The sequence below is a fragment of the Microcystis sp. M179S2 genome (assembly GCF_020245805.1).
Lineage (GTDB): Bacteria > Cyanobacteriota > Cyanobacteriia > Cyanobacteriales > Microcystaceae > Microcystis > Microcystis aeruginosa.
Genome location: NZ_JADBUE010000372.1, coordinates 1 through 10919 on the forward strand (window position 1 = coordinate 1; position 10919 = coordinate 10919).

Sequence of the window (10919 nt, forward strand, 5' to 3'; positions counted from 1 at the left end):
AAAAATAGGCTTTTCGAGGGTAATTCTTGTTTTAATTCTCTATGTACGCAGTCTTTAAAAGCCTCTATTTCGTTCCAAGACACGATTAAGAGTGGCTTTTAAGCTAAGTATAATTACTCATCGCGTAAGTGAGATGCTCCCTTGAACAGGAGCGGAAAAGAGCCGAACAAGCTGAACGGCGGGCCGAGGGAGAAAAAGCTAGGGCAGACAGATTGGCGGCGCAACTTAAGGCAATGGGAATTGACTTGGAGGCTGAATGAAGAATCTATACAGCTTTACAATTTAGCTGATTGTGTGCTATGGTAGCAACTGTTATGCGTCGAGAGGAAATATGTTGGGAAATTGCTGGCGATTGCGTCGATAATAAATGAATTGTAAGCAGTTATTAAAAAAGGAGAAAAGCCAGCCATGACCAGAGGCTCGGCCAGAAACTCCAGATGGACAGATGAGATGCTAGATGGATTGGCAGACTCAGTTTCGGGAGTCAAAGACTCAGTTTTGGAATTGCGAGAATCAGTTTCGGAATTGCGGCAATCGGTTTCAGAGGTTAAAGATTCAGTAGAAGGGTTACAATTGACAGCACAAGCACTGTTACAAATAGCTGCTCAACAACAGCGAGAAAATGAAGCTCGGCAAGCAGAAATTGCCGAAATCAGGCAAAGACAGGAAGAGTCAGACCAGCGTTTTGAGGTTTTGCTGTCAGAAGTTCGCTATTTGATTCGGCAAATTAAGCCAGAAAATCAATCATAAGCTTGAGGAAAATGGCGGCGATTGCGTCTATAATTACCCACAATTTAAGCAGCTATTGAACCTGAGAAGGGAGAAAAACAAGCCATGACAAAACGGGATGGGGAACGGACGAGATGGACAGATGAGATGCTAGATGAATTGGCAGACTCAGTTTCGGAATTGCGAGAATCGGTTTCGGAAATCAAAGACTCAGTTTCGGAAGTCAAAGACTCGGTTTCGGAATTGCGAGACTCAGTAGAAGGGTTACAATTGACAGCACAAGCACTGTTACAAATAGCTGCTCAACAACAGCGAGAAAATGAAGCTCGGCAAGCAGAAATTGCCGAAACCAGGCAAAGACAGGAAGAGTCAGACAAGCGTTTTGAGGTTTTGCTGTCAGAAGTTCGCTATTTGATTCGGCAAATTAAACCAGAAAATCAATCATAAGCTTGATAAAACCAGCGGCGATTGCGTCTCGACAATTTAACCTAACCTTTTGTGAAACTAATTTACAAAATAATTGATAGACTATTCATGGAGCAAAAATTATTGTTGGCTAAATTGTTAAAAGGTCTCTCGAGTAGGATGTTTCGGCTATCAAAAAGGATCGAATATTATGGTGGCAAAGTGGAGAGCAGTGGTGGAAAAGCTGAGTCCTGGATTGCGAAAGATTCTGGGCAATGTCGGTTGGCTATTTGCCGAGCGTCTGCTGACCATGATACTAGCTTTTTTTGTCGGAATTTGGGTAATTAGATATTTAGGGTCAGAAAATTTCGGAAAATTGAGTTATACTACCAGTTTTGTCGCTCTTTTTAGTGCGATCGCTCAATTGGGGTTGAATGCCATCGTCATCCGCAATATCGTCCAAGAGGAAAAAGCGGCTCCAGAGATTTTGGGTACTGCTTTTGTGCTAAAGTTAATCGCTAGTTTATTGACAATTATTATAATTGGTATGGCCATCTGGACGTTTGAGACCGATCCTGACGTTCGCTGGATGACCTTAATAATTTCCTTTAGCTTAATGTTCAGTGCTTTTGACGCGATCGAGTTTTGGTTTCAATCACAGGTACTTTCAGGAGTCTTGGCTATTCTGAGAAGCGTCCAGTTAATTATGAGTTCCCTGATCAAACTTTCATTTATTGCCTTCAAGTTGCCGTTAATGGCTTTTGTCTGGTTAATTCTGGCAGAGCAGGTTGTGAAGGTGCTGGGAATGCTCTGGGTTTACCCTAAGTACCACCAATCTATATGGCAATGGAGAGTCAATTGGTCGAAAGGGTTAGAAATGCTGCGAGATTCGTGGCCGCTGATCCTATCGGGTGTCATGATAACGATTTACATGAAGATCGATCAAGTTATGCTCGGTAATATGGCAAATGCTCAAGCAGTGGGAAACTATGCGGCGGCGGTCAGGTTCTCAGAAATTTGGTATTTTATTCCTATGGCAGTTTGTTCTTCTGTCTTTCCGGCAATCCTGCGGGCGAAGCAGAGGAGTGGAGAGGAATATTATGCTAGACTACAACAACTGTACGATCTCATGGCTTGGATGGCACTGTCGATAGCGATTCCTATGACCTTTGCTTCAGTACCTTTGTTGACAACTTTGCTCGGCAAGGAGTTTGCTGAAGCTGGTACAATTCTAGCATGGCATATTTGGGCTGGTCCTTTCGTCTTTTTGGGCGTAGCTCGCAGCAACTGGTTAATGGCTGAAAACTTCACTCGGTTTAGTTTTTTGACAACTTCATTAGGAGCGATTGTCAATGTCTGGTTGAATTTCTTGCTTATTCCCCCCTACAGCGGTGTGGGAGCGGCGATAGCAACTATGTTATCGCAGGCGGTAGCTTGTTACATTAGTTGTTTACTTTATCCTCCTATGTTCAAACATAGCCTGATGTTAACTAAAGCTTTGTTTATACCATTTCGTTTTGAGCAAAATCTAAATTATTTTAATAAAATAAAGCAAATCCTAATATAGTCTTGAACTTGAAACAACTAATGCCATGAAACAAACAATCAGAAACTGTTTAGTATGGATTTTAGCAAGACCTTTTTTTAATAGCTTCAATATCAGGCTATATTCATTGACGCTAAATTTTCTAGGAATTTTGAATTAGAAGAATGATAAAAAAAATAAGTGGCGAGTATTCTTTTCTTACCAAACTGACAAAAAATTTTCAACCAGGTTCAGTCGTGCTTGATGTCGGGGCTAATGTAGGCGACTATTCTAACTTGCTCAAAAAACTTAACTCAGAAATTATAATTTATGCGTTTGAGCCGCATCCAAAAACTTTTAAAATACTTCAAGAGAATGCCATGAAAAATAAATATAATGCTTTGAATTTAGGTTGTGGTAAAAGTCAATCAAAACTAGAACTATATGATTACGAAAATCAAGATGGCTCGTCTCATGCTTCTCTGTATAGAGGTGCTATTAATGAGCTTCGCCAGTGTAACTCAGTTTCACATTTAGTGGACGTTATCGATCTAGATAGCTTTTTGTCTGAGCAGAATATACAAAAAGTAAACTTGCTTAAAATTGACGTTGAGGGGAATGAATACAGTGTCCTTGAGGGGCTGAAGGAAGCTCTTAAAAAAGGTATGATTGAGATTATCCACTTTGAGTTTAATGAAATGAACATTTTTAGTAGGACTTTCTTTAAAGATTTTTACGACCTATTAGAAGATTATAAAATTTTTAGGATGTTGCCAAGTCATCTATTGCCATTAGATACATATAGTCCCATCTTTTGTGAAATATTTGCCTATCAAAATATAGTTGCTGTACATAAAAACTATAGATTAAATCTATAGACTGGGCTGAGACTAACAATTATTTTTCGTTCAAACAATATCCAAAACAAATATGAGATTATTATATGACTAATCTTCCAACGTTTAACCTTGTCAAGAAGCTATCCTACCATAATAGATCCTTGAAATATGTATTCCTATTTCTCGGCTTAATTGTATGGATTATAATACCTATAATTGGCATTTTTCCACTCCTTCTTTTCATCCATTTTAATTTTAATAGGAAGAAAAATAAAATAAATGGGCTAAATTTAGTCATTTTAATATTAATTACTGTAACAACTGCAATTTTTACGTCATCCCAGAACATTATTTCTGATACTGCAGTTTATGTAACAAACTATGAAGACTTAGGGCGATATAGCCCATTTGAATTAGCTCATGGCAAAGGTGTTGAATTTATACTCCCTTTATTGAGCTATCCTATTTATATAATTTCTAATGGTTCTAAATACTCTTTTTTATTCTGTTGGTCTTTATTTATTAATTTGGCGACTATCTATATAGCTATTAAATTATCAAAAGAAAATTTTGCTTTGATTTTATTTTATACAATAGCAAATCCAGTGTTCTTTATACAAATATTTTTAATGAGGCAATTTATTGCCAGCACCTTTGTACTACTCGCTATAGTTAATCTAGAGAGTGAGATAGCTACCTGGGGATTTTATGCGATAAGTATTTTTACTCACTTTACTAGCATTATGTATTTGCCCATTATTATATGGGGAATAAAAGGGACTAATTGGATACGCAAATTATTTTCTATCTTTACGAATAATCTAGTTTTTAAAATTCTAGTTTTGTTTTTACTTATATCAGCTTTCGCGATCGGTATTCGATACGGTACTTTATTGAAGTTTTTTGATATCCTTAAAGGAACTGAAGCTTTATATGCAAAATCTCGTTACTGGGCTGCTGAAAACAAAGATACTGGCTTAGGAATTAGTCGTACAAAAATAGTTGAATTTTTAACTATTTTTTTGATCAATAGCTTCATGTTAAAAAAAAATCAGCAATCTCCTAGAAATAAAAATAGAGATATGATTATGTCTATAATCTTTACATATTTATTTTTCTTATGTCTGATAACAAGTAATATTGGTGGACATTTTAGTTTAAGAATTGGTTTATTGTTGCTTGGTTTTTCTGGAATTTTCTACTACCAACTTCTCGATAAAAAATGGAAAATTCCAGATCTAAAAAATATTTTTATTGCCATTAGCCTTATTGCTGTATTTGTCAGGTTTTTCTATTTTCTTTATAATCAAGGAAAGGTAGAATTATATTATCTTAACGGTCAACCATTTGAAAATTCTATATTGGAGTACATAAAATTAGCTTACGAAAGCTTTACCAACGACGTACAAATAGAAAGATTTCGTTAAACATACACAAATAACTTCTTTGCTGTATCATTAGTTGATTGCTGTCCTAAAAAAGTGTTTACTCAATCATCCTAAAGTTTTAGCTTCCAGATTTTAATCCTACCATTATTTGCGATCAAACAAAGTGAAGATAAATGAAGTTGGACACAGCCGCGATCGCCTTTGATATAATAGGAGCAAAGATGCTGCCTGCAAGAAAAGTCATGACACAAGAATATATTAAGGCGATTATCCGCCAATAAATGCCTCAAATTCTGCAAGATAGGGAAATGCGGGACGATTACGACAGTAGTGTTGATGCTTTGGGAGCGATATGGGGACTGCACTCGGAGGAATCTTTCCGCAATGCCCTCAAAGCAATTTTAGAAGAGTCTTTCGGGGTGCGGGTGCTTAATATTACTGAATATGATGACCAAGGAGAAGTTTTGGCAGTCCAGACCAGATAGAATTGGATTTGTTAATCAAAAATGGACTGTTGATAATTGGCGAAATCCAATCCTCTATAAGTAAAAGTACAATTTTATCAGCAGCGCCACCAACAAGAATCCAACTGCAAGATAGTTATTTCACTGATGGTAGATTTCAAGGCGCAGCAAGTAGCTAAAAATTTAGGAATAGAAGTTTATAGTTCTGTAAGAGATGGAGAATTCAGTTAATAACAGGAAGGGTAAGGAAGATAAATAGTACAAGGAAATTATCAGGCGAGCACTAATTGACAAAAAGGACAATATTTGTTAATATTAAGGTTGACCAATGTATATCATTAATAAAACTGCTAGAAATGTCCACTATTTTATATGATTCTGATTTTGACTTGTGGATTGAACAGACAATCCAACAATTAAAAGATCGTCAATTTGAACGACTAGACGTTGAACACTTAATTGAGGAATTACAAGACTTGGGCAAGTCAGAAAAAAGAGCCTTAGAAAGTAACTTAATGGTTTTGTTGGCTCATTTACTCAAGCTCAAGATACAAGGCGATGCGCCTGATACGATGACAGGCAGTTGGTATGATTCAATCAACGAACACCGGCAGCGAGTTCAAAAAAGCTTGCGAGATACTCCATCTCTCAATCTCTATCTGTCAACAGCAGTTTCCTCAGTCTATCCAGACGCTCGCCAGCTGGCAATTAGAGATGGAAAAAAAGCTAAATTTGGCGTTCGCATACCATTAGAAAATGAGTATCCAATCACCTGTCCTTTTTCAATTGAGCAGCTCTTGGATGATGATTTCTACTTAAATGCGTCTTAGCCTAGAATTGTGATATAACATATAGTAATCCCCTAAACCCTTGACAACAGGTAGCTGAACAAGGGGCTTAAGCCCCCTGTCCGTTCACGACTCATTTAGAATTGCTATAGCCAGTTAAAGAGGGCAAAAAATCTAGAAAATCTAAATAACTAAACCCAAAATATAGGACAGAAATATGGAAACTCTGACGCTTAGTCAACCGATGCAATTAACTGCATTACCCACGCAAGATGAACTCCCCTGCGATGATGGAGTACCCATGGAAACTCAAAGGCATAAATGGCAGATGGATCTGTTAATAGACACTATATCCCCTTGGCTAGACCAACGAGAAGATGGTTATGCCAGTGGCAATATGTTTGTCTATTTCAGTACAGCACAACTGAAAAATCAAGACTTCAAAGGACCTGATTTTTTTGCCGTCTTAGACGTACCAAAAGGGGAGCGAAAAAGTTGGGTTACTTGGGAGGAGGGAAAAGCCCCCGATGTAGTGATTGAACTACTCTCAGAAAGTACTGCCCAAATAGACAAAACCGAGAAAAAACAGATTTATCAAGATAAGTTACGAGTGCCTGAATATTTCTGGTACGATCCTTTTAACCCTGAAGATTTTGCCGAATTTGTCTTAGTTGATGGCCTATATCAACCACGGCAACCCAACGAGAAAGGATGGCTAATCAGTGGTCGTTTGGGATTAGCTTTAGTTCGTTGGCAGGGAGAATATAGAGGGGTAACAACCGTCTGGATTCGCTGGGCGACTTTAGATGGAATATTGTTACCAACCCCGCGAGAGTTGGCTGAGGAAGCACAACAGAAAGCTGAGGAAGCACAACAGAAAGCTGAGGAAGCACAACAGAAAGCTGAGGAAGCACAACAGAAAGCTGAGGAAGCACAACAGAAAGCTGAGGAAGCCGAAGAAAAAGCCGAACGATTGGCGGCTAAACTTAGGGAATTGGGGATTAATCCCGAAAGTCTCTAACTTCCTCTGGGCGGATTTTGGTAAGACTCCCCTGGTGGTGTACTTCATTTTTGAATCGGCATTTTCACCAATGGAGAACGAGGAATTGACGACTGTTCCGATTTATTGTGCATCAAGGCTTGCGGCGTTCAGGGGTCTAAAATTGACATGAATGCCCTATTATCTTGCTAAACTAAACACCAAACTAGCAACATTCCCCCCATGTACCAGAGAACGCCGTCCCTTCCACCCAAAGAAATGTTACCAACCATGTACGACCTCCCCAGCGAAAACCTGGAGGAACCTGGCTTGCCTGACGAATTTCATCTCTTCCAACCCGAATTATTGCGCCAGACCTTTCGACCTTCTAACTATCCTGCCGAACAAATATTTATCGCCAGCGATCTAAATCTCTACTACGACCCTTACCATCCCCAATGGTACAAGCGGCCGGACTGGTTTGCCGCTTTGGGAGTCTCGCGGCTGTACCAAGGAGAGGAATTGCGCCTGAGTTATGTGATTTGGCAGGAAGAAATTGTTCCCTTCATCGCCATCGAATTACTCTCTCCTGGAACGGAAGCAGAAGATTTAGGGCGTACCGTGCGGGGAATCAACCAACCTCCCACCAAGTGGGAAGTTTACGAACGAATTTTAGGCATTCTCTACTACGTGGTGTTTGATCGCTACAGCAACCAATTGCAGGCATTTACCTTAAAATCAGGAAAATATCAGCCTTTAAGACTAGAAAACCAGCAGTTGTGGCTAGAGGAAGTAGAATTGGGATTGGGACTTTGGGCAGGAAATTGTCAAGGCATTGAGCGGTTGTGGCTGCGCTGGTACGGACGAGACGGCAATTGGATACTGACTCCTACCGAACAGGAAACCCAACGCGCCGAGCAGCAAACCCAACGCGCTCAACAAGAAGCTCAACGCGCCGAGCAGCAAACCCAACGCGCTCAACAAGAAGCTCAACGCGCCGAGCAGCAAACCCAACGCGCCGAGCAGGAAGCTCAACGCGCCGAGCAGCAAACCCAACGCGCCGAGCAGCAAACTCAACGCGCCGAGCAGGAAGCTCAACGCGCCGAAAGAGAACGGCAGCGAGTTCTAGAACTAGAAGCTTTGTTGGCTCGTTACCAGGAACAATTCGGGCAGTTAAATTGAGAAAATAATGAATGGATTTTCTAAGCCATGAAAGTATCTTACCTGGCGGGATGTATTGATATGGTACTAAAAACTATTGCTGAACCTGATTTGATTGTTAAGGGATGGACTGATGAGCTAATAGCACTAAAACATTATCCGAAAACTGTTATCTCAAGAAAAGACGCGGTCGTCATCTATGAAGAACTAAAGAACGATGGATTTGTCATAACTGCTTTTTTGACATCCTCCTGCGAAAAAATTATCAAGCGGGGCATCCTATGGCAGAAGTCAATCTGTTAAAATCAATTCCTTATTCGCTAACCGCACCTTCTTCAAGAATCTGGATAGATTATGATGAAGAAGCAGATGTTTTATATATTAGCTTTCGTAAGCCTCAAAGAGCCAATGATAGTTTGCTAGAAGACAATATTATCTATCATTATAGAGATCAAGACTTAGTTGGGTTAACTGTCTTGAAAGCTTCGGATTTTAACAGTGGAGATAGTGAAAATAAAATTAATGGCTCTGAAAATCCTGAAATGGGTTGACAATTTGGTCAGGGTGGGTTAGGATACCACGAGTTAACAGTAAATCCGTTGCATGACTGACTTCCAACTAACCACTCCTGTCGCCTTCCTGATTTTCAATCGCCCGGACACGACGGCGAGGGTATTTGAAGCTATCCGTCAGGCTAAACCACCTAAGTTATTAGTAGTTGCCGATGGTCCGCGTCCAGATAGAGCCGATGATATTGAGAAGTGTAAAGCGGCTCGTGCTATTATCGAGGGTGTGGATTGGGATTGTGAGGTGCTGACGAATTATTCTGATGTGAATTTAGGTTGTAAGAATCGGGTGTCGAGTGGTTTAGATTGGGTTTTCCATACAGTTGAAGAAGCAATTATTCTTGAAGATGACTGCTTGCCACATCCTAGTTTTTTTCGCTTTTGCCAAGAATTGCTCGATTATTATCGAAATGATGAGAGAATTGCATCTATAATAGGTTGTAATTTTCAGTTCGGTCATCAGCGCACTAAGTACAGCTATTACTTCTCTCGCTATCATTTTATATGGGGTTGGGCAACCTGGAGGAGAGCGTGGCAGCATTATGATCGTGATATGAGTTTGCTTAATGAAATTAAAGATGATGATTTTCTGAGATATATTTTCCAGGATACTCAGCAGTCAAGATATTGGAAAGAAATATTACAAAGAACCTATGATGGAGAGATCGACACTTGGGATTATCAATGGATACTATCTTGCTTGCTACAAAATGTTTTGACAATTACACCCAATATAAATCTCGTTAGTAATATTGGATTTGGTGTAGAGGCAACACACACCAAAATCTCTAGATCTGTTTTGAATAACATCCCGGTCAAAGCTATAAGCTTTCCCTTACGCCATCCTGCCTATATAGTTCCCCATGCCGATGCGGATAACTTTACTTATCGTGTTTACTGTCGCCTTCCCTTACTTTACTGGTTAGCAAGAACAATAAAAAAGCGTCTGCCTTTCCTTTATCGGGTAGCAAGAACAGTAAAAAAGCGTCTGCCCTTAGAACCCGTTTGAAAAGTCTGCCAGTTCACGCAGAAATCGGCATTGTATTTGTTTCATGGGACTGGGTTGGATTGCCTCTTGAATAAAATTAATTGTCACTAAAAAATTTATGCCTAAAAAAATAATCAAGAAACTCGCCAGAAGTTTAGGAGTTGATCTAAAAAGATACAATGTCCAAACATCCGAAGCGGCGAAAATGCAGCGCTTGTTAGCCTATCACAATATTGACTTAGTATTCGATGTTGGTGCTAATATTGGGCAGTATGCTAAATTACTGCGAGAGTTAGGCTATTCAGGTAGGATTGTTTCCTTTGAACCACTGTCCAGTGCTTACTCTCAGTTAAAAGCTGTTAGTAAAAAAGACCCGCTGTGGGAAATTGCTCCCCAAACTGCCATCGGCAACCAAGAAGGTGAGATTGTCATCAATATTGCAGGTAATAGTTATAGTAGTTCAGCTTTGCCAATGCTGGATGCTCACTTAGAATCTGCACCGGAATCAGCTTACTGTGGTTCAGAAACAGTAAAATTGAGCAGGCTAGATATCATTGCCAAGGACTATATCAAAAGCGAAACTAAATCCATTTTTCTCAAAATAGACGTGCAAGGATTGGAAAAGCAAGTGCTAGAAGGAGCAACTGCAATTTTGCCTTTGGTTAAAGGCATTAAGCTGGAATTATCTTTAGTCCCTCTCTACGAAGGTCAAGTCCTGTTTAAGGAAATGATTGATATTATAGAAAAATTAGGTTACGAACTGTACGGTATTGAACCAGGTTTTACCGCCGAAAAAACTGGGAGGGTGTTGCAGATGGATGGCATTTTCTTCAAACCAGATTAAATTTTTAATCTGGTAAAACATGAGTAAAGTTATTTGTTGATGTCCTTTCTCAAATAGTGCTACACTGTGTACACAATGCGTACACAACGAGAGAGACTATGGATAATGGGACTTAGGCGTTTTCGGTCAGCAAAAAAGGCTCAAACCATTACGGGACAAAGGGTTAACCTCGATTTATGATTTTCCTTGATCTATCTGGGTTTCAGCGATTTTGGGCTTCTCGAAGTAAATCCCAAGCGGGGA

General features: G+C 39.6%; 15 protein-coding genes. All 15 read left to right on the forward strand.

Annotated features, from left to right (window positions below):
• The first annotated feature begins 128 nt into the window (after window positions 1–128).
• Window positions 129–260, forward strand: a complete 132-nt coding sequence (locus tag IM500_RS23215) for a hypothetical protein (RefSeq protein WP_287739619.1) — start codon at window positions 129–131, stop codon at window positions 258–260.
• 148 nt (window positions 261–408) lie between these two features.
• Window positions 409–750 (forward strand): DUF241 domain-containing protein, encoded by a 342-nt coding sequence (locus IM500_RS23220; RefSeq protein WP_190722662.1) that lies wholly within the window; start codon window positions 409–411, stop codon window positions 748–750.
• An 84-nt stretch (window positions 751–834) separates the two neighbouring features.
• Window positions 835–1176, forward strand: coding sequence for a hypothetical protein (locus IM500_RS23225; protein ID WP_125730413.1), 342 nt, complete (start codon window positions 835–837; stop codon window positions 1174–1176).
• 169 nt (window positions 1177–1345) lie between these two features.
• Window positions 1346–2701: a flippase gene (locus IM500_RS23230; protein ID WP_287739620.1), complete on the forward strand. Its 1356-nt coding sequence runs from the start codon at window positions 1346–1348 to the stop codon at window positions 2699–2701.
• 143 nt (window positions 2702–2844) lie between these two features.
• Entirely contained in the window at window positions 2845–3537 is a 693-nt protein-coding gene (locus IM500_RS23235; RefSeq protein ID WP_190722660.1) for an FkbM family methyltransferase, read from the forward strand.
• A gap of 65 nt (window positions 3538–3602) precedes the next feature.
• Window positions 3603–4925, forward strand: a complete 1323-nt coding sequence (locus IM500_RS23240) for an EpsG family protein (protein WP_190722659.1) — start codon at window positions 3603–3605, stop codon at window positions 4923–4925.
• Window positions 4926–5167: 242 nt separating this feature from the next.
• Complete coding sequence (locus IM500_RS23245) at window positions 5168–5371, forward strand: DUF3782 domain-containing protein (protein ID WP_242034681.1); 204 nt, start codon at window positions 5168–5170, stop codon at window positions 5369–5371.
• 29 nt (window positions 5372–5400) lie between these two features.
• Complete coding sequence (locus IM500_RS23250; RefSeq protein WP_242034687.1) at window positions 5401–5529, forward strand: hypothetical protein; 129 nt, start codon at window positions 5401–5403, stop codon at window positions 5527–5529.
• A gap of 177 nt (window positions 5530–5706) precedes the next feature.
• Entirely contained in the window at window positions 5707–6180 is a 474-nt protein-coding gene (locus IM500_RS23255) for a DUF29 domain-containing protein (RefSeq protein ID WP_199328837.1), read from the forward strand.
• A 175-nt stretch (window positions 6181–6355) separates the two neighbouring features.
• Entirely contained in the window at window positions 6356–7159 is an 804-nt protein-coding gene (locus IM500_RS23260; RefSeq protein ID WP_190722658.1) for a Uma2 family endonuclease, read from the forward strand.
• A 201-nt stretch (window positions 7160–7360) separates the two neighbouring features.
• Window positions 7361–8299: a Uma2 family endonuclease gene (locus IM500_RS23265; protein WP_287739621.1), complete on the forward strand. Its 939-nt coding sequence runs from the start codon at window positions 7361–7363 to the stop codon at window positions 8297–8299.
• 27 nt (window positions 8300–8326) lie between these two features.
• Window positions 8327–8581 (forward strand): hypothetical protein, encoded by a 255-nt coding sequence (locus tag IM500_RS23270; RefSeq protein WP_190722656.1) that lies wholly within the window; start codon window positions 8327–8329, stop codon window positions 8579–8581.
• Window positions 8560–8829, forward strand: coding sequence for a DUF2283 domain-containing protein (locus IM500_RS23275; RefSeq protein WP_190722655.1), 270 nt, complete (start codon window positions 8560–8562; stop codon window positions 8827–8829). Before IM500_RS23270 ends, IM500_RS23275 begins: the two co-directional genes overlap by 22 nt.
• Window positions 8830–8881: 52 nt before the next feature.
• Complete coding sequence (locus tag IM500_RS23280; RefSeq protein ID WP_190722654.1) at window positions 8882–9853, forward strand: glycosyltransferase family 2 protein; 972 nt, start codon at window positions 8882–8884, stop codon at window positions 9851–9853.
• A gap of 97 nt (window positions 9854–9950) precedes the next feature.
• On the forward strand, window positions 9951–10676 hold the full coding sequence (locus IM500_RS23285) for an FkbM family methyltransferase (RefSeq protein WP_190722653.1): 726 nt from the start codon (window positions 9951–9953) through the stop codon (window positions 10674–10676).
• Window positions 10677–10919: the final 243 nt, after the last annotated feature.

Bases quoted from the DNA above. Each gene is read 5' to 3' on its own strand.
- IM500_RS23270 (WP_190722656.1), top strand. From the start codon at position 8,327: ATGAAAGTATCTTACCTGGCGGGATGTATTGATATGGTACTAAAAACT.
- IM500_RS23255 (WP_199328837.1), top strand. From the start codon at position 5,707: ATGTCCACTATTTTATATGATTCTGATTTTGACTTGTGGATTGAACAG.
- IM500_RS23240 (WP_190722659.1), top strand. From the start codon at position 3,603: ATGACTAATCTTCCAACGTTTAACCTTGTCAAGAAGCTATCCTACCAT.
- IM500_RS23285 (WP_190722653.1), top strand. From the start codon at position 9,951: ATGCCTAAAAAAATAATCAAGAAACTCGCCAGAAGTTTAGGAGTTGAT.
- IM500_RS23230 (WP_287739620.1), top strand. From the start codon at position 1,346: ATGGTGGCAAAGTGGAGAGCAGTGGTGGAAAAGCTGAGTCCTGGATTG.
- IM500_RS23220 (WP_190722662.1), top strand. From the start codon at position 409: ATGACCAGAGGCTCGGCCAGAAACTCCAGATGGACAGATGAGATGCTA.
- IM500_RS23235 (WP_190722660.1), top strand. From the start codon at position 2,845: ATGATAAAAAAAATAAGTGGCGAGTATTCTTTTCTTACCAAACTGACA.
- IM500_RS23260 (WP_190722658.1), top strand. From the start codon at position 6,356: ATGGAAACTCTGACGCTTAGTCAACCGATGCAATTAACTGCATTACCC.
- IM500_RS23280 (WP_190722654.1), top strand. From the start codon at position 8,882: ATGACTGACTTCCAACTAACCACTCCTGTCGCCTTCCTGATTTTCAAT.
- IM500_RS23265 (WP_287739621.1), top strand. From the start codon at position 7,361: ATGTACCAGAGAACGCCGTCCCTTCCACCCAAAGAAATGTTACCAACC.
- IM500_RS23245 (WP_242034681.1), top strand. From the start codon at position 5,168: ATGCCTCAAATTCTGCAAGATAGGGAAATGCGGGACGATTACGACAGT.
- IM500_RS23225 (WP_125730413.1), top strand. From the start codon at position 835: ATGACAAAACGGGATGGGGAACGGACGAGATGGACAGATGAGATGCTA.
- IM500_RS23275 (WP_190722655.1), top strand. From the start codon at position 8,560: ATGGCAGAAGTCAATCTGTTAAAATCAATTCCTTATTCGCTAACCGCA.